Below are 23,288 nucleotides of genomic sequence, written 5' to 3' on the forward strand. Positions count from 1 at the left end.
CCCGATCGGTCCACGCCCATGATCTCGTATGCCATACACGACATCTGTCGACCACCGTTGCACCGGTTCTTGAGGCTTTGACCAGCACAGATGCCTACCGAGGGGAGGTCTCCTAGGTCACCAGCCCAACAGAAGCGACGTGAGCCAGGCACGCACCCCAGCCCTTGCGAGGGTTCACGCCGTCGGCGACATCCGTCGCCGACGGCGCGGCCTTGCCCGCGGCCTGCCGGTCGGTCTGACCGATCACGTGATCTGCCAAGTTGTGCCCGACCGCGAGGACTGTGCACACCGCCCCGAACGTCGCCAGCGTCGCGACCTGCTCGATGCTCGTCATCGGGCACCCCCAGCAACCGCGTTAGTACAGAGAAGGGGACGGGGTGCGAAAGAGGGTGGGGGAGACGGGGAGGGGAAGGTCCGTCGGACACGGGCCGGGGAAGGGAGGGCCCGTGTCGCACGGATCAGGGCCCGACGCCCCTACAGAGCGTCGACGGCACTCACCTTCCAGCCGGTGTCCGTACGCGTCATCGTCATCCGCACCCGGTTCAGGTCGACACGCGAGCCCGTGACCTGGGTGCTGGTGGTGACCTGGTTGACGAACAGCAGGACGACGACCTTGTCCGGCGACGCCGACACCACCGACGCGGCCGGGGCGCCGCCGTCCGGCGGGCGTACCACCGACGCCTTCACCGTGCCGCGGTACTTCTTCGCCGTCGGCGCGACCACCGTCTTCGTGGTCCTGCCGTACTCGTCACGGAAGGAGCCGGTCAGCCAGGTGCGCGCCTCCGCGAAGTCCTTGTCGAGCCGCCGGTGGTCGTACGACAGCACCGCCGGTGCCGCCTTGCGGGCCGCCGCCAGCGCCTCGGTCCGCGCGGCGTCGGCACCGCTGCCCCGGGCGTACTCCAGTCCCAGCACCCCGGACGCGACCAGGGCCGCCACCAGCAGCAGTGCCAGCGCGGCGCACACCCGGCCGCGTGTGAGCCGGCGGCCCCGCGTGACCTCCGCGGCCACCAGCACCCGCCCGACGTGCTGCTCCTCGGGCCTGCGCGCCTGCGAGACGTCGTCCGGGGCCTCCGCCGGGACCTCGGTGAGAGGCACCGCACGGGAGGCCGCCGCCAGGCCCGAACCGTCAGGACCGTCCGAGGAGCCGCCCGCACCGGTCCTGACCCGCTCGGTCCTCTTGGCCGCCGCCCGCGCGGCGGCCGCCATCGTGCGATGCCCCGCCGACGCGGCACCACGCCCCCGGGTGGTCGGATTCGCCATGGTCCTGCTCCTCACTGCTGGTGGTACGGGTGGGGCGTCGGTGCGGTCAGCCGACGAACTCGACATTGGAGGTCAGCCAGCGGCCGCCCTCGAGCACCAGGTCCAGCTGCAGCCGGTAGGTGCGTGCCTGTCCCTCGGGAGCCGCGGTGTTGGTCACCTTGCTGTCGGCGACCACGAGCACGCGGGCCGACCGCTGGTCCGCCCGCGCGATGCCCGCCTCCAGCACCTGGCCCTGCGACACCGACCTGTTCGCGGCGACGAGCTTCGTCAGCTCGGCCGTCTGGGCGGCGAACTGCTCCTTGAAGTCGCCGGTCGCCCCCTTGAGGACGTTGGCGCTGTCGCGCTCGTAGTGCCGGTAGTCCAGCGAGGTGAAGTTCAGTGCGGACTGACGGGCGGCGGCCAGGATGTCCTGGTGCCGCTGCGTCTCGGCACGCTGCTCGTACACCTCGACGCACAGCCACCCACTCAGCGCGGTGACGACGACGGTCCCCACGGCGAGCGCCGCGGCCGTCAACCGGCCGTGCGCCACCCGGTCGGCGGCTCGCTGCAGCCCCCGCAGGCGGGCCCCGCGAGCGCCCGCCACCTCGCCCTCGTCAGCGTCTCGCGCCCCCGGAACGTCCGAGTCGTCCTGCCCACCGACGGCCTCCGGGGCCTCCGGCTCGTCCTGCGCGTCCGCGGTCGACGATTCCCGCGCCGCCTGAGCGCCCGAGCTCTCGGGGCTCGCGTCGGAGCGGGCCTGCGTCGCGACCCCGGCCGCCTGTGCATCCGGCGCCTCCGGCGCCGCCTCGCGGCGGTCGCGCGCCGCCGTGGCGTTGTCGGTCATGCCATCGGTCCCACGAGCAGCCATTGCCACGAGTCCTTTCCGAACGTGCTCTGTTCGCCGCCCGTCGAGCCGATCTCGACGAGCGTGCCGCCCGGCCCGGCGAGGGTGCCGGTCTCCGGATCGTACGGAGTGACGTGCGCCGCCTGCCGCGCGCCGCCGAACCCCGAAGCGCCGGGCGCGTTCTGGGCGCCGCGCACCGAGGTAACGCTGCCGCGCGGCTCGGTGCAGCGCGCCTTGGTGTTGGCGGGCCGCCCCGAGGTGTCCGCCGGGTCGCGCCGCTGGGTGCCATAACCCTGACGGCAAGCCGGCGGTTCGTCGGCGTTCACGACCATGCCGAAGTGGGTGGTGCCGTCGCCGGGGATCACGGTGTAGCTGCCGGCGACGATCACCGGGAACGTCACCATCGCCTGCTCCACCCCGGGCAGGCGGGCCACGGTGACCTGGCCGCCGCTGATCAGATTGGAGAGCAGCACCGGCAGATGCGTCTCGTTGGACTTCAGCAGCGAGTCGACCTCCTGCGCCGCCGGGGCGCTGTTGCCGACCAGCCGCCTCAGATCGCCGTCACGCGCCTTCAGCTCAGCGGTCAGCGCGGCCAGGTCGCGGGAGAACGACGTGATCGCCGATCCCTTGTCGCTCTGGGTCTTCAGCACCACCCGCGAGTCCTCGATGAGTGAGGTCGTCTCCGGCAGGTTCTCCGAGGCCGACTCGACCAGCAGGTTTCCGGAGTCCACCAGCTTGCTCAGATGCGGCCCGGTGCCGGCGAAGGCCTTGCCGAGTTCGTCGACCGTGACCCGCAGATCGTCCTTGCCGACCGATTTCACCAGCCGGTCCAGGCTGAGGACGGGCGCCGTCGTGGGCAGCGGGACCCTGGTGTCGGCGCGCGGGATCCGGCTGCCCTGATGCAGATACGGGCCGCCGGACCGGCGGGGCTGGAGGTCGACGTACTGCTCGCCGACCGCGGAACGGTTCGCCACCACGGCCAGCGTGTCCGCCGGTATCCGGGTCCCGTCCTCGATGTCCAGCGCCACCGAGACACCGTCCGCGCCGCCGAGCCGCAGGTCACCGACCCGGCCCACCGGAACGCCCCGGTAGGTGACCTCGGCGCCCTGGAAGATGCCGCCGGAGTCGGCGAAGTCGGCCCGCACGGTGTATCCGCGGTCCAGCAGGCTGTCCACCAGGCCGGTGTACTGGGCGCCGACGTAGGAGCACCCGACGGCGGTGACCGCGGCGAAGGCGATCAACTGGGCCCTGACCGTAGGTGTGATCACGGCTGCATCCCCTTCAGCATCAGCTCGGCCAGTGCCAGATCGATCCCCGCGGGCAGCCGGCGTCCGTCGCCGGACGCCTCCTCGTAGGAGGCGTGGCTGCCGGTGCACACCGGCGGACACAGCGGTCCGTCGCCGCCGGGGGGCGGAGGAGCGCCCGGCGTCGGTGCGCCGGGAACCGAGGGGGGCCCGGACGGCAGAGGCGCTTGTGGCAGACCGGGCACCTCGGGCGTGCCGGGAACCTCCGGCAGCCCCGGCTCTCGCGGGCTGCCGGGCTTCTTCGGATCCTCCGCGAGGTTGCCGTAGATGCTCGCGAGGTCCAGGTCCGCGGTGATCTTGAGGTTGACGTAGTCGCCCTTGATGGCGCCGGTCGCGTTCCGTGGGAACGGATAGGTCGTCAGGATCTCCAGCGAGTTGGGGAGATCGCTGCCGGCCTTGTTCAGCTCCTGCAGGATGGGCTGCAGGCTCTTGAGGTTGGCCACCGTGTCCGCGCGGGAGGTGTTGATCACCTTGGTGCCCGTCTTCCCCAGCTCCGAGAGCGAGGTCAGCATCGCCGTCAGATTGCGGCGCTGGTCGGCCAGGACCTTCAGCGCGCCGGGCATCGTGTCCACGGCCTGCGCGATCGTCTTCTTCTCCGCGGCCAGCCGCTTCGCCAGGCGGTCGATGCCCTTGAGCGCCCGCACGATCTCCTTGCGCTGCTCGTCGAGCCCGCCGATGAACGTGTCCAGCTCGCCGAGCAGGTCCTTGACCCGGTTCTCCCGGCCCTCCAGCGCCTTGTTCAGCTCCACGGTGATCGTCTTGAGCTGCGCCACACCGCCGCCGTTCAGCAGCGCGGAGAGAGCGGAGAGCACCTCCTCGATCTCCGGGTTGCGCCCGGTGCGCGACAGCGGGATGCGCGCACCGTCGGTGAGCCGCCCGCTGGGTTCGATGCCCACCGGCGGGGACAGGGCCACGTACTTCTCCCCGAGCATGCTGGTCTGCCGCAGCTCGGCGATCGCGTTGCCGGGCAGCTTCACATCGTCGGCGATACGCAGCCGCACCCGGGCGTGCCAGCCCACCAGTTCCACCTTCTCGACCGCGCCCACGGTGACGTTGTTGACCTTCACCGCCGACTGCGGGACCAGGTCGAGGACGTCCCTGAAGTCGGCCGTCACGTGGTAGGCGTTGCCGTCGGCGGCCGCGCCGCCGGGCAGGTTCACGTCGTACAGGCCGTTGAAGTCGCAGCCGGTGAGCAGCACGGAGCCCATGGCCGTCACCAGGGCCACGGCCCTGCGCCTGCGGGGTGCACTCATGCGCGTGCCTCCAGGATTCCGCCGAGCGTCCGGTCGACCTGGCCGGTGCCCGACACGGGCCCGGAGGCCGGCACCTTGGGCAGCGAGTCGAACAGCTTGTCCAGCTCAGCGCAGTCGGGGTTCTTTCCCCCTGCGTCGCCTGTGGTCTTCAGCAGCGAGCACAGCAGCGCCGCCGGATCCTGCGGATGGTCGGGGTTGTTGCGGGTGTCGAGGGTTCCGGACGAGGGGTTGTACGCGTTCTGGAGGTTCGACAGGCCGGTGGGCGCGACCTCCAGCAGCTCCGCCAGCGCCGCCCGCTGGGTGACCAGCACCTTGGTGACCTTGCTGAGTCCCTTCACGTCCTCGGTCAGCGCCGTCTTGTTGTTCTTCACGAACCTCGACACGTCCCCGAGCGCCACCCCCAGGTGCTTGAGCGCCGCCGCGAGATCCTTGCGCTCCCCGGCGAGCTGATCGGCGACCGCGGCGAGACTGTCGTTGAACGACCGCACGCTCTTGTCGTCGGCGGCGAGCGCCGCGGTGAACACCTGCAGATTGCGTACGGTGCCGAACAGGTCCTGCCGGCCGTCGGACAGCGTGGTGACCGCGAGGGACAGGTCCTCCACCGTCTGGTGCATCTGTTCGCCCTGGCCGTCGAGGTTGTCGGCGCTCACTCCCAGCAGACGCGAGAGCGAGCCGTCCTTGTTGGCACCCTTCGGACCGAGCGCCTCGGCCGTCGTGTGCAGGCTGTCGAAGACCCGGTCCAGCTCCACCGGCACCGCCGTGCGGCTCTGAGGGATCACCGCGCCGTCGCGCATCACGGGCCCGCCCTGGTACACCGGCAGCATCTGTACGTAACGGTCGCTGACGACCGAGGAGTTGATGATGGCGGCCTGGGCATCGGCGGGGATCTTGCGCCCGGGCTCGTACGCGAGCTCCACGCGCACCCGGCCGCCCTCGGGGACGATCTCGGTGACCTCACCGACGCGTACGCCGAGCACCCGCACGTCGGAGCCCGGGTAGATGCCCACGGTGCGCGGGAAGTACGCCGTGACGCGCATCGGTTCCTCGCGCGGCCACAGTACGACCCCGGCGCAGACCAGCAGCGCCGTGGCGACGGCGGCGGCCGTCAGCCGGGCCGTACGGCCCTTCGGGTTGAAGCGGATGCGGCCCTTCATCGCGACCCTCCTGTCCGGGGGACCACCGGTGCGGCGACCATGTTCTGGATGTAGCTGTCGAACCAGCGGCCGTTGCCGAGGGTGTTGGTGAAGACCCGCACGTACGGGGCGAGCAGAGCGACGCTGCGGTCAAGACTGGCCTGGTTGCGCTCCAGCATCCGCACCACCTGGTTCAGCCCTTTGAGCGCCGGGCCTATCTCCTTCTCGTTGTCCTTGACGAGGCCTGACAGCTGGATGCCGAGCGCAGCCGAGCTCTTGAGCAGCGCATGGATGGCCGCCCGGCGACGGGATATCTCCTTGAAGAGTGCGTCGCCGTCCTTCACCAGGGTGGTGAACTCACCGGAGCGTTCCGCGAGCACCTTGGTGACCGAGTTGGCATGCTTCAGCAGCTCGCGCAGGTCCTCGTCACGCGAGGCCACCGTCTTCGAGATCTTCGACAGTCCCTTGATCGAGGCGCGTACCTCCTCCGGCGAGTCCTCGAAGGTCGTCGAGATGGTGTCCATGGCCTTCGCCAGCTGCTCGGTGTCGACCTTTTCGCTGGTGGTCGTCAGATCACTGAACGCCTGGACGACGTCGTACGCCGGGGTTGTGCGCTCCAGCGGGATCTCGCTGCCGGGCCGCAGCTGTCCGGACCCCTTCGGCTGCAGGGCCAGGTACTTCGAGCCCAGGATCGTCTTGATCCGGATGGCCGCGCCGGTCCTCGTGCCGAACTTCGGGTCCCCCTTGACGCGGAAGACGACCTTCACATGGTCGCCGTCGAGATCGACCTCGTCGACCTTGCCGACCTTCACGCCGGCGATCCGCACCTCGTCACCGGGCTTGAGCCCGCCGGCCTCCGAGAAGGCTGCGCTGTAGGTGTCGCCGCTGCCGATGACCGGCAGGTCGTCGGCGTTGAACGCGGCCGTCGCCAGCAGGGCCAGCGTGGTGAGGCCGACCGCGCCGATCACCACCGGGTTCCTGTCGCGGAACGGGCCGAGCCTGGGCAGGTGCCGTTTCGTCATCCGCCGCACCTCGCCCGTGCCACGTGCAGCTCCGGAGTGATCACCTCTCTGCTCTTCGGCAGCACGATCCGGCCGTCGAAGTCACAGAGGTAGAAGTTGAACCAGGAACCGTACGAGGCGGTCCCCGTCAGCTTGTTGAGCTTGTTCGGCAGCCGCTTCAGCACGCCCTCCACGGTCTTCTCGTTGTCGTTCAGCGTCTTGGTGAGGTCCCTCAGCTCGGCGATGTCGCCCTTCAGCGGCGGCCTTGCGTCCTGGAGCAGACCGGAGGTCGCCTCGGTCAGCGCGCCGATGTTCTCCAGCGAGGACCCGATCGGCTTGCGGTCGGCGGACAGTCCGGAGATCAGTCGCTGCAACTGCTTGAGCAGCCCGGAGAACCGCGCGCCGCGCTTGTCGAGGGTCTGCAGCGTGGTGTTGAGGTTGTCGATCACCGATCCGATGAGCTCGTCCCGGTCGGCGAGGGTCGTGGTGAGGGACGCGGTGTGCGCGAGCAGGCTGTTGACCGTTCCGCCCTCGCCCTGCAGCGTCTTGACGATCTCGGTCGCGAGCTGGTTGACGTCCTTCGGGCTGAGCGCGGCGAACAGCGGCTTGAAGCCGCCCAGCAGCGCGTTGAGGTCGAGCGCCGGCTGCGTCCGCGCCAGCGGGATCGTCCCGCCCGGCTCCAGCCTCGTCCCGTCGCCCGCACCCTCGGTGAGCGCGATATAGCGCTGGCCGACCAGGCTCCGGTAGCGGATGACAGCACCGGTGCTGGTCAGCAGCGGCCGGTCGTGGGAGACGGTGAACGTCACCTCCGCCAGGGTGCGGTCCTTGATGCGGCCCCCCTTGATCCTTATGGCCTCGACCTCGCCGACCCGCACCCCCGCGACGCGGATGTCGTCGCCCTCCTCCAGGCTGGTGACATCGCTGAACACCGCACGGTAGGTGTGCTCCTGGGTGAAGGAGAGGTTGACGATCGTCGCCGCGAGCAGCGTCGTCGCCAGGATCGTCACCACGGCGAAGAGAATGAACTTGACCAGCGGTGCCGCGGTCGCGGTGGCTCCTGATGACTTCATGCCACACTCACCGCCGTCCCGCGCGCCATGGGGCCGAAGAGCAGCGTCGCCACCGCGGGCACCTGGTCGGCGGACACCCCGAGGACCGGCGCGACCAGCGAGCCGATGGCCCGCTGTTCGGCCGCCGTCGCCGAGACCGGGCCGGCTCCGGCCGGGCCGCCGGCAGCGACGTTCTTCGTACCGTCGTCGAGCTTGGGGTGATTCGCCGGCACAGGCGGGTTGGGGAGGTCTCTGCAGTTGGGGCCGGAGCGCTCGGCATAGCGCGGTTCCTCACCGGGTTGGTACGCGGGTCGCGGATGGACGAATTCGAGGGTGATGCGCATTTCGCCGCCCCTGAAGGCCTTATCCGACTCCCTGTTCTGGCGCTCCAGGCCGTCCAGGAGGCACGGGTACTCGGGCGAGTAGCGGGCGAAGAGGTCGAGGGTCGGGCGGGAGACGCGGCCCAGGGTGATCAACCGCTCCCCGTTGTCGTCGAAGAACTTCTCCGCCGTGCCGGCGACCTTCGCCGTTCCCGTCAGGGCGGCGGCCAGCTGCTCGCGCTTCGCCACGATCGTGCGGCTCGTGGTGACGGAGTTGCGCAGGATGTTCATCAGGTCCGGTGCCGCGTCCCCGTAGACCTCGGCGACATCGGCGAAGCGGGAGATGTCCTCCTGCATGGACGGCATATGGGGGTTGAGCTCGCGCAGATAGCGCTCCAGCCGGACCAGGTTGTCGCCGATGCGGTCCCCGCGCCCTTCCAGCGCGGTGGAGAACGCGTGCAGCGTGGCGTTGAGATCCGCGGGCCGCACGGTGCGCAGCAGGGGGAGCAGGTCGTTCATCAGGTGCTGCACCTCGATGCCGGCCCTGGTGCGGTCCTGGGTGATCACGTCACCGGCCCGGATGTGCCTGCCGGACGAGCCGGACGGCGCCACGAGATCGACGAACTTCTCACCGAAGAGCGTCTTCGGCAGCAGCCGTGCCTGCACATCGGCCGGGATCCGTTCGACGTGTTCCGGCTTCAGCGCGATGTCGAGCGTCGCCTTCTCCCCGTCGGCCCGCACCTCGCGGACCTCGCCGACGAGCAGTCCGCGCAGTTTGACGTCGGCCCGCGGGTCGAGCTGGTTGCCGAGCGTGTCGGCCTCGAGCGTGATGCGCACCACCGAGGTGAACACCTGCTGGTACGCGGCCACGGAAAGCGACAGCAGCAGGGCGATGACGGCGAGGAACACGATGCCGTACAGCCGCAGCCTGCCACTGCGCGCCGCGGCGCCTCCTTCGATGCTCATCGGCCCCTACCCCGCTATCCGTACGGTCGTGTTGGCGCCCCAGATCGCCAGGCTGAGGAAGAAGTCGAGAATGTTGATCGCCACGATCGAGGTCCGCACCGCACGCCCGACCGCGACGCCGACACCGGCCGGGCCACCGCTCGCGTAGTAGCCGTAGTAGCAGTGCACCAGGATGATCACGACGGCGAAGACGATCACCTTGCCGAAGGACCACAGCACGTCGACCGGCGGCAGATACTGCTGGAAGTAGTGGTCGTAGGTGCCGGTGGACTGCCCGTAGTAGCCGGTGGTGATGGTGCGGGCGGCGAAGTACGAGGACAGGAGCCCGATCACATACAGCGGGATCACCGCGACGAACCCGGCGATCATCCGCGTCGTCACCAGGAACGGCAGCGACGGGACGCCCATCACCTCGAGCGCGTCGGTCTCCTCGCTGATCCGCATCGCGCCCAGCTGCGCGGTGAACCCGGCCCCGACCGTCGCGGAGAGGGCCAGGCCCGCTACCAGCGGGGCGATCTCACGGGTGTTGAAGTACGCGGACAGGAACGCCACGAAGTTCGACGTGCCGAGCTGGTTGAGCGCCGCGTATCCCTGCAGGCCGACCTCGGTGCCGGTGAAGAACGACAGGAACGCGATCACACCGACGGTGCCGCCGACGACGGCGAGCGCGCCACGGCCGAAGCTCACCTCCGCGAGCAGTCGCAGGATCTCCTTCTTGTAGCGGCGCAGGGTGCGCCCGGTCCAGGCCAGCGAACGGCCGTAGAAGGACAGCTGCCTGCCCAACTCCTCGAGCTGCGGCGGCAGCACACGATTCAACAGCGGCATCGCTCAGCCCCTCTGCGGAACGATTTGGAAGTACACGGCGGTCATCACGAAGTTCGTCACGAACAGCAACATGAAGGTGATGACCACCGACTGGTTCACCGCGTCACCGACGCCCTTCGGACCACCCTTCGCGGTCAGCCCCTTGTACGAGGCGACGATCGCGGCGATCGCCCCGAACACGAGTGCCTTGAGCTCCGCCGCCCACAGGTCGGAGAGCTGGGCGAGTGTGGTGAACGAGGCGAGATAGGCACCCGGAGTGCCGTTTTGCAGCACCACGTTGAAGAAGTAGCCGCCGGCCACGCCGACCACCGACACCAGGCCGTTGAGCAGCACCGCCACCAGCATCGTGGCCAGCACCCGCGGCACCACCAGGCGGTGGATCGGATCGATGCCGAGTACCTGCATCGCGTCGATCTCCTCGCGGATCTTGCGCGCACCGAGGTCCGCGCAGATCGCCGTGCCGCCCGCCCCCGCGATCAGCAGCGCCGTGACGATCGGCGACGCCTCCCGCAGCACGGCCAGCACCGAGGCCGCGCCCGAGAAGGACTGGGCGCCCAGCTGCCGGGTCAGGCTCCCGATCTGCAGGGCGATCACCGCGCCGAACGGAATGGACACCAGGGCGGTCGGCAGGATCGTCACACTCGCGACGAACCAGGCCTGCTGGATGAACTCCCGCACCTGGAAAGGGCGTTTGGGGATCGTCCGCAGGACGTCCAGGCCCATCGCGAACAGGCTGCCCGAATGCCGCAGGGCGCCGATGGGGGACAGACTCATGCGCCCGCCTTCCCGTTGCCGCGCACGGCGGCCCGCACCTGTCGCAGCGCCTCGCGCTCGGCGATCGCCTCCCAGCGAGGAGGCCGGTCGATTCCCTTGGTGGGCAGCAGCCGCGGCGTCAGCTCGGGCAGGCCCGGCGGCGGACCGTCGTCGCCCGTGGCCCCCAGCTGGGCGAGCTCCTGCTCGACCTGGGCGGCGTCCTTCTCCTCCGCCATCCCGATCGGCCCCTGCATCCGTCCGTTGAGGAACTGGCGCACCACCGGCTCCTCGCTGGTGAGCAGCTGCTCCCGCGGGCCGAACATCACCAGCTCCCGCCGGAACAGCAGCCCGATGTTGTCCGGCACCTGCCGGGCGGAGGCGATGTCATGGGTGACGATGAGGAACGTGGCGTCGATCTGGGCGTTCAGGTCGACGATGAGCTGGTTGAGATAGGCCACGCGCACCGGGTCGAGCCCCGAGTCCGGCTCGTCGAACAGGATGATCTCCGGGTCGAGCACGAGGGCGCGGGCGAGTCCGGCGCGTTTGCGCATGCCGCCGGAAATCTCGCCGGGCAGTTTGTCCTCGGCGCCGATCAGGCCGACCATGTCCATCTTCTCGAGGACGATGCGGCGGATCTCGCTCTCCGGCTTGCGGGTGTGCTCACGCAGCGGGAAGGCGATGTTGTCGTAGAGGTTCATCGATCCGAACAGCGCGCCGTCCTGGAAGAGCACACCGAAGAGCTTGCGGACCTCGTACAGGTCGTGTTCGCGCAGCGTGGTGATGTCCGTGCCCGCGATCTTGATCGAGCCGCGTTCGGGCCGGAGCAGTCCGACCAGGGTCTTCAGGAAGACCGACTTGCCGGTGCCGGAGGGCCCGAGCATGACCGAGACCTCACCGGCGGGCAGGGTCAGAGAGACGTCCTGCCAGATGACCTGGTGCCCGAAGGACTTCGTGAGCCCTTCCACACAGATCTCGACACCCATCCGGTACACCCTTCAGCTGTGGAGCGGTCCGACACCTGCTCTACGGGGAGGGGCGCCGCGTCCGTCGCGATGACTCGGAATTTTTTTCGGGCGGGTTACGGGAGGGTGAGCGGGGGCGCTTTGCGGCCGATTTGCTCCGGGGCTTTCGCCGTACCGCCCTCCGGGCGGTGTGGTGCAACGCCGGCGGGTGGAAGTTGCCCGCGGGGGCAGCTTCAGCCTCGTGGGCGTTCGAGGCGGTGGGACCCTGGATGCCTTGCGGGCGCGGGTGGGGTGTCGCCCATGGCAGCGGTGCGTGGGGTGCGTCCCAGGATCGCGGGGCGTGGTTGGGGTGCGTCCCAGGATCGCGGGGCGTGGTTGGGGTGCGTCCCAGGATCGCGGGGCGTGGTTGGGGTGCGTCCTATGGTCGCGGGGTGTACGGGTGCGTCTCATGTCCGCAGGGTGTGGTTGGGGTGCGTCCCATGGCCGCGGGGTGTAGTGCGCGCGGCTCATGGCCCCTGTGCGCAGGGGGCGACGCCTCCGATGCCCGCGGGGCGTAGGTGGAGTGCGCCCATGGCCGCGGGGCGTGGTTGCGGGTCTCTCGATGCCCGCGTGGGTGTAGGTGGGAGGAGTGCGTCCCACGGCCGGGATGCGCGGCAGGGTGCCCATACCGCGGGGGCAGGGCGTGTTTCCCGTGCCTGCGGTGTGTGGGTGGGTTTCCTGCGGCCGCGCGGTGTTGGGTACCCCAATGTGCCGCGGGTGGTAGGTGTGGGTGTTTCACGCCACCGGGCGTGGTGGGCAGCCTTTCCCACGGCCGCAGGGAATGGGGGGCGCCTCCCTGCCTGGCCGCTGTGCGTAGGTGGGTGTCTCCCATGGCCGCAGAGCGTGGTTGCGGGGTCTTCCCCATGGCCGCCGTGCCGTGTGGTGCATCCCATGCGTGGGCCGTAGGTGTCGGCGCTCCATCCTTCGCAGGGCGCACGTGGAGGCTGCGGCCGCGCCACAGGGCGTGGATGGGGTGCCTGCCACGGCCACCAGGCCGTAGGGGCAGCTCCGGGGGCGTAGCCCCCGGTTACTGCATGGGGCACTTCGCCTGGCGACGCCGGCGGACCCCCACGCACGGCCTCAAGCCGAGCGGCCCTTCCCGTTACGGGCCTGACGGCAGCTTACGGGCCTGACGGCAGCGGCAGCGGCGCCGACGGCACCGGTACCGACGCGGACGGCACCGGCGGCGGTGACACCTCCGGCAGCTGCACGCTCATCGATGTGACACCCGGGACCGGCACCTCAGGAACCTCGACGCCCTCCGGCAGCACCGGCAGCCGCGGCACCGCCGACGTCTCCAGCGGCAGCGGCGGCAGGGACACCTCGGGCAGTGACACCTCCGGCAGCAGCTTCGAGCTCCATTCCGCACCGTCCGACGGCACCGGCCCCTGCCGCGAGCCGAAAAGAGACGGCGAACCCGTCGGCCCGGGCCCCGGCACGGTCGGGGCGGTCGGCTCGGAGGCGACCGCCGGCGTCGCCGGGCGGGGCAGGGTGGGTTCGTCCCCGGACCGGTACGGCAGGACGAGTCCCGCGACCGCCAGCGTCGCCGCCGTCGACGCGATGGCGACGGCCTGGGCATGACCCCCGCGCGGGCGGCCGCGGCCGCACAGCCACAGGACCACCCCCAGGGTCGCGGCCAGGGAGTTGCGCAGCGTCCGGCGGGCCCTGGCGAGCAGCGACTCGACCGTCCGGTAGCTCAGGCCCATCTTCATGGCAACCTGGCCGACGTCGAGATCCTCCGACTTCAGCCACAGCGCCTCCGCCTGCCGGACGGGCAGCTCACCGCTGCGTACGGCAAGCCAGCGCGCCTCCGCCCGGTCGCAGACCGCCTCGTCGACGGGCACCGGCCGTGGCGGATGCAGCGTCGGGCTGGTGCGGACCTCGGCCTCGCGGTTGACCTGGCGGTGTCGGTCGATGCACAGCCGCATCGTCACGGTCGTCAGCCAGGCGCCCAGCCGCTCGTCGTCCAGGTGCGGATGCTCCGCGGCGCGGAGCATCGCCTCGTGCACGGCGTCCTCGGCGTCCTCCATGCTGACGGACCGGCGCCGGGCCACCCTCAGCAACTGCTCCCGGTGGCTCCAGGCGCGCTCCCAGCGCTCGCGCGCCCTGTCGGCGCCCGGTTCACCGAAGTGCTCAGGCTGTGTGTCTGTCGCCATGAGGGCCCCCTTGCTCTCACCACCGGCCGCGTGCTGTCCGGCGGATGGCGACATTACCGCCCGGTATCCGGAATTTGGAGGGGGAGGACCTCATCGAGTCCGTTCCGTTGTCGGAAGGGGCGTGCCGGTCAGTCCGCGCTGGTCAGCGAGGTGGTGGGCAGGCTCTTCCCGGTGCCGGGCATTGTAGGAACGGGGACGGGGACGGGGAGGGGGACAGGGGGCTCGGTCGCGCCGACCGGCTGCGTGGGGGACGCGGACGGCGACGGTGACGCGGACGGTGAGCGGGACGACGAGGGGGCGGCGGACCGTGCCTCGGTGGCGGGTGGGGGGCTGGACGAGGACGAGGGGGACGGCGGCTTCGACGAGGACGGCGCCGAAGCGGCCGGCCGTGTCCGTTCCGGTGCGGGGCGCGCCTCGGCGCCGTCGGGCACGACCGTGTGCCCGTCGAGGTAGTAGCTGAACCACGACCGCACGGTGAGCAGGTACGCGGTGGAGTGGTTGTAGCCGAGAAGCGCGCGGTCCAGGTCTCCGGCGTCCGCCAGGTCCCGTCCGCCCGCGCACAGGTAGCGGCCCGCGGCGAGTGCCGCGTCGAAGACGTTGCCGGGGTCCCGGCGCCCGTCGCCGTTGCCGTCGACGCCCCAGTACGCCCACGTCGAGGGAATGAACTGCAGGGGCCCCACGGCCCGGTCGTACGCGGTGTCCCCGTCGTACCGGCCTCCGTCGCTGTCCCGGATGAGCGCGAAGCCGTTGCCGTCCAGACGCGGGCCGAGGATCGGCGTGAGGGTGGTCCCGTCGGCGCTCACGCGGCCGCCGCGGGCCTGCCCCGACTCGACCTGGCCGATGGCGGCGAGCAGCTGCCAGCGCAGCCCGCAGCCGGGAGTCGTACGCGCCAGTTCCTCTTCGGCGGCCCGGTAGGCCGCGAGCACGGTGGCGGGCAGTGCGCCGACCGTCGCGGTGACCGCCGTTCCGGCCGGCCGTTGCCGCGCTGGGCCCGGCACCCGCAGCGGAGGGAGCTCCGTGCGGTACGCACTGTCCCCGGACACGCTCGGCTCCTGCGACCGCCCTGCGGACGCGAACGTCCCCGGCCCCTGCGAAGCGGTCAGCACGGCCATCGCCGCGGTCGCGACCATCGTCGCCCTGACGCCTTTGCCTGCACGCCCTGTCATTTCCCGACCCCTCCCTGCGGTTCCGTCATCTGCTCTACGCCCGAAGCAGCCGGGTCCGTCGCCCGCGAACCGCCGTTTTCTCCCGCGCCGCCGCCTAGGTGCCGACGGACCGGGTGGCGAAGGTGCCGCGCCCGCGATCTGTCCCGTGACCGGACGGCATGGGCATGGGCTGCTGCCGTGTCCGTCCCGTCTGCGACGGCCTGCACGCGGCCCTGTCCCGCGCGGTGGCCCCGGGGGCCCGTGCGCCGGTGCCTGCCGTCCGCGATCGGGGATGGCGGCGGCCGGACTGGACGGGCCGCTGCCACGCACCGTCTCGGCGACCGTCTGTACACTGCCGCGCCTCGCCGGGCGGCTGGGGCGTCGGATTCCGTGGGGCCGCTGCCGCGCGCTGGCCCGGCGCCGTATCGCGGTGACCGGGAGCCCGCGTCCGTGCGTCGGTGCACGCCGTCCGCGATTGGGGATGGCGTCGGGCCGGACTGGACGGGCCGATGCCGCGCGCCGTCTCGGCGACCGCGGGCACGCTGCCGTGTCCCGTGCGGTGACCGGGAGCCCGCGCCCGTGCGCCGGTGCCTGCCGTCCGCGATCGGGGATGGCGCCGGCCCGGACTGGACGGGCCGCTACCGTACGCCGCCCCGGCCGGATCGGCGCCGCCCCGGCGGACCGGCCCCGGCGGACCGGCCCCGGCCCACGCGGACCGGTCAGACGCGGACCGGCCACGCGGAGCGGCCACGCGCGGACCACCCGGGCACAGCCCCGGGGCCCGCCCGGCCCGCCTCCCCGCTGGGAAAGCCCGCCGCCCCGCCCGCCTCCCCGCCGGAAATGCCCGCCGCTACCGTGGGGGCATGGTGCGACTGAGAGTGGAGTTCACGACCGAGCCGTTCGACCTCGACGAACCGCCCGCCCACGCGCTGGCCGTCCGCGAGGTCGTTCAGGACGCGGGGCTGGACAAGGTGGACGTCGGGCCCTTCGGCAACACCGCCGAGGGTGGTGCCGACCAGGTGCTCGGTGCCGTCGACGCGTTGCTGCGCAAGGCGCTCGAGACCGGTGCGACCCGGGTGTCGCTTCAGGTCAACGTGGTGGAGGGGGAGGGATGACCGGCCCTGGGGAGCACGCGCTCGCGCAGGCGGTCAAGCCGCTCGTCGACGCCATGGGTGGCGTGCTGATAACGCCTGGCGAGGCCCGTGAGGACGATGTCGTGCTGAGCTGGGAGGGCGAGGAGGTCGTCGCCGTACGCCTGCCGCAGCTCGCGGACTCCCTCGACCACATCCTCGCGGCGCTGGAGCGGCAGCACGGCAGGCCGCTCGCCGAACTCGACCGGAAGACAAAGCAGTCGGTCGTCAGGACACTGGAGGCACGGGGCGCGTTCTCCGTACGCCACGGGGTGGAGACGGTGGCCGGCGCGCTGGGTGTCAGCCGCTTCACCGTCTACAACTACCTCAACCGGGAAACCGCCCAGCGGGAAACAAAGCCGCAGGTCAAGGACACGTGAGAGGTGGTCGGTTCCCGGTTATGCGGGCGACCGTCTCACAATTTCTCACAAACACCTATCCGAGCAACCGGTCGAAGGCCGCAGCCGCCACCCGCAGATGCTCGGGATCGATGGTGACGTACACCCGCTTAGTGAACGCGGCGTTGGCGTGACCGGCCCATGCCGCAAGCACTGTGTCGGGCACGCCAGTGGTCGCCAGGAACGTGAGAGCGCTGTGGCGGGGCATCGTACAGACGCACCTTGCGCACGCCAACCAGATCCATCATGCGATAGGCGTGGTAGCGCAGCCGCTCTAAGGTGAAGAGTCGTCCCCACTTGTCCACCAGGAGGTAACCACCATCCTGGTAGGCCTCGCCTGCCTTCAGCCGTTCGGCAGCGTGCCTCGTGTGAAATGTTTTGAGCGCCACAAGCACCGGAGCAGGAAGCGGCAGTGCGCGCTGGCCAGCCTGCGTCTTGGTCTGCTTCTCCTCGACCACCGTGCCGACAAGTGTGCGAGTCATCTCGACCTTCAACACCCCCGCCTCAAGGTCAACGGCACTCCACTTGAGGCCGCATACTTCGGCTGGGCGAAGCCCAAGAAGGGAAAGAAGCATCGGCGCAAACAAGCGGTCGGCCTTGACCCCGTGCAGAAACTCCTTGACCTCTTCCTCGGTCCACGGTTTGCGAGCGGCCTTCCGCTGGGCTTGCTCTCTCCGAAGCTGCCTCGGCACTCGGGTGAACTGAGCAACATTTCGAACCACGAGTTTACGACGGACTGCCTCATTTAGCGCTGATCGGATCCTGCTTAGCGCCAGTTCGACCGAGTACGCGCCAACACCGTTGCCGCTACGACCTGTGGTCATCATCCAGAGGACCAGCTCATCCATGTGTTCTTCGGTCAAGTCAGCCGCGCCGAGGCCCGCGCGAGACCATGTCTCTCCTCCGAGGTGGGGCTGACTCCCCCCGTCATACACCCCCCGAACCCGCTGGCCAGTGGGCCGTTCCTTCCAGCTAGAACGTCCGAAGGGCGCTTCCCTACTGCCCTCTTGGTGTACCGGCTGATGTACCGGCCTGAAACGGTACGCCACCCGACCACCAACCGGCATGAGTACAGAAGCTACTCGATCACCCTTTCCGATCAACTTCTGTGCTCATGCCGCGCCCATCGACATCCATAACGTAGCCTCGACGGCGTTTGTACCACGACAAAGAAACCCCCTTAGATCCCCCTTGGAGGCTCCCTATTCTCCGCTCTCTTCACTCCCTCGTTTCGCTTCGCCTTCCTATCGACGCTGACGCGTCGCTTTTCAAAGAAGCCATGCGTCAGACGTGAGTCGATGAGGTAATTCGGATTGGCTGGTGATCTCCAGCGTCCTAGATTGATCCATTGCATAATGGATAGATCTCGTTGCGTCGGTTACTCGGTCACTCGATTACGGCAGGCTAGTCCGTCTTTATTCGCAAACCTCAAAGAGGAAGACGGCGGCTGCCTTGTCTGCTCTATTTAAGAGCTAAGCAAATATGAAAGATCTTGTGCGGTCGCTTCGTCGCCCGGTCGGATATACAGGGGATCTTTGAATGAAGACAAACCTAAAGGCCACGCTTCTTGAAGTAGTCATCGAGGGCTTCGCGAACTATCCGACTCATACTGCCATCACCGGTTCCATCCATCTGTTCGCGCAGTGAGAGCTTCTTTAGCGTTTCGAGTTGATCCTGCCCCTACTCAAAACCTCACACGCTTTCCCTTACGGGCAAGGTCGGCGGCAAGTGAGATCGTAGAAGATGTTTTCCAACGCCTCCTTTCTGTGAGGCAACTGCAATAACCATAGGTAAGTTAAGGTTCATTCCGGCGGAATTTCTTCAAGATGTATCCAGGATAGCGAAAATTGGACATCTATGTCAATAAGGAATAATGGCCTAGCCTGTAGAGCTTCCCCTCCTTCCGACGAGAGGATGGCGCGGCTTCTCTGCGCGTCAAGGACTTCGCAAGCCTGCTACCGCCAGGCCCTTGACCCGAGAGGGAGCGCCGCAGAGGACCTATCAATTAAGGAGGGAAGGGTAAAACAATGTCTAGATGTCTAGATTTAATGGGAATTAAGTGACCGTCGTGCAGCGGTGATCAAATTCTGTGCATCTGTGCCGTGCACCGCGGACTCCTGAAGGGTCTTCCAGACCCGAAGATAGGTGGCGATGCTGTCGGCGTCGTCGATCCACAGCTCTGCATGCCAGTCCTCGACGACCACAAGACGTTCGTCATAGACCCAGAAGCTGTTGCCCGGCCAGATCTTCAAGGAGGCGCTGAAGGGGATGATGCCAAGCTCGACGGTGTCCAGACCAATGACGCCGGCGAGATGGTGAAGCTGCGCTGCGAGAACGGATGGCGGGCAGACCAGGGAGCGCAATGCGCCCTCCCACATCATGATCCGGTACTTCCTGCTTGGTCGGTACAGCCCTTCTTGCCGCTGGATCCGAGCGCGCACGGCATCCTCGGTGTCCCTCGGTGATCGCATGAGATCAGCGTGCCGGACGAAGACGTGTCGGGCGTAGTCCGGGATCTGCACCATGCCGGGAATCAGGCAGTTCTCCCAGATGGTGAGGACTCGTGCCCGGTTGTGCTCAGGCGTGACTGCGTCCTGAACGGCTCGATGCCCTGCAGCCAGCTGGCGACGCCAGGAGCGGATGTGTGACTCGAACCCGCGTAGGCGGGCGAGCAGCTCGTCATACGTCTCGGGTTGACCTGTTCCGTCTGCCCACGCGCGCAAGTCTTCAGCTGTCGCCGTCTGCTTACCGTTTTCGAGCTTGCTGATCTTGACCTTGGTCCATCCGGAGCCAAGCCGCTCCGCTAGCTGTGTACCGGTGAGTCGGCCTCCAGGCGCCGTGAGTCGAAGCTCCCGGAGCCGGATCCCGAGATCCTCGCGTGCCTTCTGATAGTCCGTGCTCACTGGTACGTGCTCACCTGCTTTACTCCTTCGCGGCCAGCTGCGCCACGAAGTCCTTGTACGGGGTCGCGTAATGCATGGCAACATCACGCAGCCGGTTGTACTGGTTGACCCGTGCGGGTTCGGTGATCAGTTCGACGCCCGTGAGGTTGTCATCGTCGTCCCAGAGACACAGGGTGACGATGTGTGAGTCGAAGATCCAGAAGTCTTCGTCAGGGAGGTTGATGCGCTTTGCGTCGTCCCTCCACATGTTCCGGACGTCTTCGCCAAGATCGTCGTTGTGCTCGGCATGCGCGAGTAGGTACTGCTGCCCCTCGGTCGGAGGGTTGTCGACGATGCGGACCCGGCCGACGTACACGCCGTCTCGTGTCTTGGCGCTGATGGTACGGGCCCACGGTGAGTCCATATCCCACGTGGGGGTCTCGCCCCGGACGAACTGGGCATAGGTGTCGGTGGCCCGGTCCACGGCGTAGCCCTTGCGCATCTCCAGGTGCCAGGCGCTGTGTTGGAAGTTCTCAAACATGCCAGCGAATGTGTCCGGATCGAGGATGCGTGGCTCAGTGTCTCGGTCTTTGGGGCTGAAGTCGATCAGCGTATTACGCGGGACCACGATCGGCACCTCGTCCTCGTCCAGGTGTTGAAGCTGGGCGATGTCGTCGGGGTTTGTGAGTCGCGGCCCATGCACGATCACCTCACCCGTGTCGAGGTCTTCGTGTACGGCGGGACAGGATCCGCCGCCTGAGCCGGTGCCGTTGAAGCGCAGTCGTCGCGCCATGACCAGTTCCTTTCATCGGGGACTGATCTGTCAAGCATTACCGAGGCCAACGCCCCGTGGAGGACGTTCGGTTGGGCTTCATGGATAACATCGCTTAACTTCGACGGGTCGTCAAGAAACTTCGAGAAACTCCACTATCGCCGGGCAACTCTCCCTTTCTACTGTCCCGTTCATGGCCACGAAGGACACAAACATAGAGCAGGACATCGACCCGTACGCAGTGGTGGAGACCTTGAGAGAGGCCCTCGACGCTGCCGCAGGAATCATCCTGCCGTCCCTGCGGGTCGACCCTGCGTCCCCGGAGCTCAAGCTCGTCGAGTTGGGACGCGTCCGTGCTGACGTGGCTGCCCGACTGGCGAGCGCGCTCCGGCGAGGGAGTCCTGAGTGATGATTCCCAGACTGCCTCTACACGCCTTGGCGGTGGACACAGCACGAGGCGACAAAATCGGTCAGGTGATGGGACACATCGGCGGCTACGTCAACTCCGGCCACCGGGTGGGGGAGTGGAGTGGGATGCCGACCCCGAGAAGGTCAGGCCGGCGACCGACACGGAAGCGCTACGCGCCCGCGTCACCGAGCTCAATCGGGCGGAGCGATTCACATGAGTACATCCGCTGCCGATCTTGAAACACGGTCTGCTGAGTGCGCGCTCGCTGCCCGGCCGGACTACCAAACTCTGCACACCGACTGTCGTCGCACTGAGGACGTTCCGCTTCCCGGTACCACCGGAATCTTGCTCATACGTCGCTGTATGTGTCCGTGCCACACCTACAATCGCAAGCCGTAGCCCGGCAGGCTCCTGGGCCTGAGGGTTTGGCCGGTGTCCTACATCGTGTTGGGAGCGGGAAGACCGTACGCTCGCCAGCGGATCGGGTAGCTCCGCCTGCCCTCAAGTGCCCGGTCAGGTCTCCCCGCGTCGGGCCCCGACGCGGGGTAGGTGGGTAAAACCTCAGGACCAACTGATCCCATCAGTGCTTACATGGCCAACACGGAAGGGCGAATGGGCTGAAGTTGGACGTGAGCCGTGCTCTGGTGGATGGACCGAGGAGCCGCACAAGAGCGGAACCTCAACCAAGGAAAAGAGCAGCCTCAATGCCCCGACCAGGATCAAGCGGTGGACCAATAGGGGAAGGCCGACACGGCATCCCGATCTACCAGCAGCCTGAACCCGACATGTCTCGCTTCTATCCGCCGGAGGTGGACGACACACCATCAACTGGTGGCAGTATCACGCCCCCGACACCTCCAGCCGAAGAACCCCAAAAAGAGGCATCTCCCTGGGATGGAAACTTGCTCCCAGAGGGAGCGATGAAAGCAGTCACGCGCTTCGATGCCGACGGGTGGCAACACATAAGCGTCATTGGTCCAGGTGCTCACGTTTCCTATGATCGCCGCAAGGACGAGATCAAGGGCGTACACGGAACGCTTCACGACATGCTGCGCCAAAGAAGCGACCTAATAATTCCGCCTGAAGACTTGGGATATCCAGAAGCTGATAAGTAGACCAACAGCCAAGATGGACCGGGCGGCTTCCTCATCGAGGTAAGTCGCCCCGGTCGCTTTGTAGGGCGGGTGAGACTTGAACGCACCATGCTTAACGTCTTGCGGCTCGTTTTAACGAATGTTCTGAACTTACCCGAGCTTTCAGCCGATTACCCGCAAGCTTTCATGCATCAGTAGCAAACCTCCAATGCGGCGGCGATCCAACGCCGCGTCGCCCTCCAAAGATCATTATATCAAATGCAATCAAGGCAACTATGAGCCACAAAAGCATGGAGCAAGGAAAAGCCGATTCCACCCAGACTACCGTAATCCTCAAAGCTAACCAACATTACTACGAGACAAAAAACAGTGACTGCACCATCACACAGCCCTCAAAACCCCGTCGCCAGACATTTATTGTGCGACATGGCGCCTACGAGAGGTTCCCAGCTACAGGCCCTACCTCCTTGACGAGAGGATGGCGCGGCTTCCCTGCGCGTCAAGGGCTTCGCACGCCGGCTCCGTACCTCCGCCGGTCCTTGACCCGAAAAGGATCCCCATCAGGTCCCACGCGATGCCTGCTTCACTCGAACGTACCGCACCACAATACGCTGAACGGGCGAAAGGTGGCTGAAACCGATGTGCCCATATCTGTTTCAGGAGATAAATCGGCGTATGCCAGCAGGTAAGGACGAAGAAGAACACCATGTGGCCGCCGAGGATGGATCTGCAGGACATCGACACAGATTTGCCAAGCGGATTGGTGGCCTCATCGGGATCCTGGCGGCGCTTGCCGGAATTATCGGTCTCGTAATTACGGTTATGGATCGTCCCGAGCCCTTGAAGGCCGAAGACTGGGCTTCTGAAGCCAACGCAGCCTGTGAGCGGGAGATTGGCGCACTTACCAGCGCAACCCTGAACGCGCAGACTGCATTACTTACCGTTCAGACCAACATCCAGGCCGGCACTCTTACTGATCAACAAGTCAAAGATGCTGCATGGTATTTCGATTCAGCGGCGGGAGCACTAAGAAAAATCAACGGGGAGCTCAGACGTATTAAGCGCCCAGGCGAAATCGAGAACGAAGTAGATGAGGTCATCGACAAAGGAGTGGAGCTTAGTAATGTGATGTCTCGCGTTGCTGTAAATCTAAGCCAGGTCAGTCTTTCAGAGCCCGCGCGATCGCTTGAGCTCCTCGGCGCGGCCAATACTGAAATCCAAAAAGCGGATCCTCTTCTCTCTCAATGGCAAGAAGGTCTCCAAGCTCTCGATGTCACCAGCTGTGACACTTAGACGTCATCTCATTTGGGGTCTGTTCGGTAGTCTGGCGTCGTGGGGATCGTTGAGCGTTTGGTGCCGGATGAGTTGTGGGAGCTGTTCGAGCGGGTGGTGCCGTCGGCTCCGTCTCGGCCGCAGGGCGGTGGCCGGCGTCGGTACGGGGACCGCGAGGTCTTGGCTGCGATCATCTTCGTGGCCACGTCAGGCTGCACGTGGCGGCAGTTGCCTCCGTCGTTCGGTGCGTCGGGGCCGACAGCCCACCGTCGGTTCACCGAGTGGAGCAAGGCGCGGGTGTGGGCCAAGCTGCACCGTCTGGTCCTGGACGAACTGGGCAGG

The 23,288-nt window shown here is 67.6% G+C and carries 22 protein-coding genes; 5 read left to right on the top strand and 17 right to left on the bottom strand.

Translation table 11 applies throughout. The features are described from left to right. Nucleotides 1–112: 112 nt before the first annotated feature. The 14 genes from ACH5AF_RS31400 to ACH5AF_RS31465 form a co-directional block, all read right to left on the bottom strand. Entirely contained in the window at nucleotides 113–334 is a 222-nt protein-coding gene (locus ACH5AF_RS31400; RefSeq protein ID WP_398906377.1) for a hypothetical protein, read from the bottom strand. 140 nt (nucleotides 335–474) lie between these two features. After that, nucleotides 475–1,260, bottom strand: coding sequence for a hypothetical protein (locus ACH5AF_RS31405; RefSeq protein WP_398906378.1), 786 nt, complete (start codon nucleotides 1,258–1,260; stop codon nucleotides 475–477). 46 nt (nucleotides 1,261–1,306) lie between these two features. Further along, nucleotides 1,307–2,083, bottom strand: a complete 777-nt coding sequence (locus tag ACH5AF_RS31410) for a hypothetical protein (protein ID WP_398906379.1) — start codon at nucleotides 2,081–2,083, stop codon at nucleotides 1,307–1,309. After that, nucleotides 2,080–3,351: an MCE family protein gene (locus tag ACH5AF_RS31415; RefSeq protein WP_398906380.1), complete on the bottom strand. Its 1,272-nt coding sequence runs from the start codon at nucleotides 3,349–3,351 to the stop codon at nucleotides 2,080–2,082. The genes ACH5AF_RS31410 and ACH5AF_RS31415 overlap by 4 nt, the downstream gene beginning before the upstream one ends. After that, nucleotides 3,348–4,640, bottom strand: a complete 1,293-nt coding sequence (locus tag ACH5AF_RS31420) for an MCE family protein (protein WP_398906381.1) — start codon at nucleotides 4,638–4,640, stop codon at nucleotides 3,348–3,350. Before ACH5AF_RS31420 ends, ACH5AF_RS31415 begins: the two co-directional genes overlap by 4 nt. After that, a complete protein-coding gene (locus ACH5AF_RS31425; RefSeq protein ID WP_398906383.1) occupies nucleotides 4,637–5,794 on the bottom strand; it encodes an MCE family protein in 1,158 nt (385 codons plus the stop codon). Before ACH5AF_RS31425 ends, ACH5AF_RS31420 begins: the two co-directional genes overlap by 4 nt. Beyond that, nucleotides 5,791–6,795, bottom strand: a complete 1,005-nt coding sequence (locus ACH5AF_RS31430; protein ID WP_398906385.1) for an MCE family protein — start codon at nucleotides 6,793–6,795, stop codon at nucleotides 5,791–5,793. Before ACH5AF_RS31430 ends, ACH5AF_RS31425 begins: the two co-directional genes overlap by 4 nt. After that, nucleotides 6,792–7,844: an MCE family protein gene (locus ACH5AF_RS31435; RefSeq protein ID WP_398906386.1), complete on the bottom strand. Its 1,053-nt coding sequence runs from the start codon at nucleotides 7,842–7,844 to the stop codon at nucleotides 6,792–6,794. The genes ACH5AF_RS31430 and ACH5AF_RS31435 overlap by 4 nt, the downstream gene beginning before the upstream one ends. Beyond that, on the bottom strand, nucleotides 7,841–9,109 hold the full coding sequence (locus ACH5AF_RS31440; RefSeq protein WP_398906388.1) for an MCE family protein: 1,269 nt from the start codon (nucleotides 9,107–9,109) through the stop codon (nucleotides 7,841–7,843). Before ACH5AF_RS31440 ends, ACH5AF_RS31435 begins: the two co-directional genes overlap by 4 nt. Before the next feature lie 6 nt (nucleotides 9,110–9,115). Then, nucleotides 9,116–9,934 (bottom strand): MlaE family ABC transporter permease, encoded by an 819-nt coding sequence (locus ACH5AF_RS31445; RefSeq protein ID WP_398906390.1) that lies wholly within the window; start codon nucleotides 9,932–9,934, stop codon nucleotides 9,116–9,118. Nucleotides 9,935–9,937: 3 nt separating this feature from the next. Beyond that, complete coding sequence (locus ACH5AF_RS31450; protein ID WP_398906391.1) at nucleotides 9,938–10,708, bottom strand: MlaE family ABC transporter permease; 771 nt, start codon at nucleotides 10,706–10,708, stop codon at nucleotides 9,938–9,940. Continuing rightward, on the bottom strand, nucleotides 10,705–11,670 hold the full coding sequence (locus tag ACH5AF_RS31455) for an ABC transporter ATP-binding protein (protein ID WP_398906393.1): 966 nt from the start codon (nucleotides 11,668–11,670) through the stop codon (nucleotides 10,705–10,707). Before ACH5AF_RS31455 ends, ACH5AF_RS31450 begins: the two co-directional genes overlap by 4 nt. 1,139 nt (nucleotides 11,671–12,809) lie before the next feature. Then, nucleotides 12,810–13,844 (bottom strand): sigma-70 family RNA polymerase sigma factor, encoded by a 1,035-nt coding sequence (locus tag ACH5AF_RS31460; RefSeq protein ID WP_398906394.1) that lies wholly within the window; start codon nucleotides 13,842–13,844, stop codon nucleotides 12,810–12,812. A 128-nt stretch (nucleotides 13,845–13,972) separates the two neighbouring features. Beyond that, the gene (locus tag ACH5AF_RS31465) at nucleotides 13,973–15,010 is read right to left on the bottom strand and encodes a lytic transglycosylase domain-containing protein (protein ID WP_398906396.1); all 1,038 of its coding nucleotides are present in this window, start codon (nucleotides 15,008–15,010) and stop codon (nucleotides 13,973–13,975) included. A gap of 845 nt (nucleotides 15,011–15,855) precedes the next feature. Between ACH5AF_RS31465 and ACH5AF_RS31470 the strand changes: the two genes are divergently transcribed. Together ACH5AF_RS31470 and ACH5AF_RS31475 are read left to right on the top strand one after the other, a co-directional pair. Beyond that, complete coding sequence (locus ACH5AF_RS31470; RefSeq protein ID WP_215177421.1) at nucleotides 15,856–16,104, top strand: hypothetical protein; 249 nt, start codon at nucleotides 15,856–15,858, stop codon at nucleotides 16,102–16,104. Then, nucleotides 16,101–16,499, top strand: a complete 399-nt coding sequence (locus ACH5AF_RS31475) for a helix-turn-helix domain-containing protein (RefSeq protein ID WP_398906398.1) — start codon at nucleotides 16,101–16,103, stop codon at nucleotides 16,497–16,499. The genes ACH5AF_RS31470 and ACH5AF_RS31475 overlap by 4 nt, the downstream gene beginning before the upstream one ends. Nucleotides 16,500–16,627: 128 nt before the next feature. Here the strand turns inward: ACH5AF_RS31475 and ACH5AF_RS31480 are convergent, their stop codons facing one another. The 3 genes from ACH5AF_RS31480 to ACH5AF_RS31490 all read right to left on the bottom strand — a co-directional run bounded on the left by ACH5AF_RS31480 (nucleotide 16,628) and on the right by ACH5AF_RS31490 (nucleotide 20,192). Next, nucleotides 16,628–17,365 (bottom strand): tyrosine-type recombinase/integrase, encoded by a 738-nt coding sequence (locus tag ACH5AF_RS31480; protein ID WP_398906400.1) that lies wholly within the window; start codon nucleotides 17,363–17,365, stop codon nucleotides 16,628–16,630. Between the two features lie 1,197 nt (nucleotides 17,366–18,562). Further along, the gene (locus ACH5AF_RS31485) at nucleotides 18,563–19,420 is read right to left on the bottom strand and encodes a helix-turn-helix domain-containing protein (protein ID WP_398906401.1); all 858 of its coding nucleotides are present in this window, start codon (nucleotides 19,418–19,420) and stop codon (nucleotides 18,563–18,565) included. A 19-nt stretch (nucleotides 19,421–19,439) separates the two neighbouring features. After that, a complete protein-coding gene (locus ACH5AF_RS31490; RefSeq protein ID WP_398906403.1) occupies nucleotides 19,440–20,192 on the bottom strand; it encodes a DUF6879 family protein in 753 nt (250 codons plus the stop codon). Between the two features lie 172 nt (nucleotides 20,193–20,364). On the opposite strand from ACH5AF_RS31490, the gene ACH5AF_RS31495 reads away from it, so the two are divergent. The 3 genes from ACH5AF_RS31495 to ACH5AF_RS31505 form a co-directional block, all read left to right on the top strand. Continuing rightward, complete coding sequence (locus ACH5AF_RS31495; protein WP_398906405.1) at nucleotides 20,365–20,580, top strand: hypothetical protein; 216 nt, start codon at nucleotides 20,365–20,367, stop codon at nucleotides 20,578–20,580. Between the two features lie 1,769 nt (nucleotides 20,581–22,349). Beyond that, nucleotides 22,350–22,967: a hypothetical protein gene (locus ACH5AF_RS31500; RefSeq protein WP_398906407.1), complete on the top strand. Its 618-nt coding sequence runs from the start codon at nucleotides 22,350–22,352 to the stop codon at nucleotides 22,965–22,967. A 39-nt stretch (nucleotides 22,968–23,006) separates the two neighbouring features. Then, on the top strand, nucleotides 23,007–23,288 hold a 282-nt coding region (locus tag ACH5AF_RS31505), incomplete at its 3' end, for a transposase (protein ID WP_398906409.1).

Origin of the sequence: Streptomyces sp. NPDC018833 (assembly GCF_044390825.1) — a bacterium.
GTDB lineage: Bacteria > Actinomycetota > Actinomycetes > Streptomycetales > Streptomycetaceae > Streptomyces.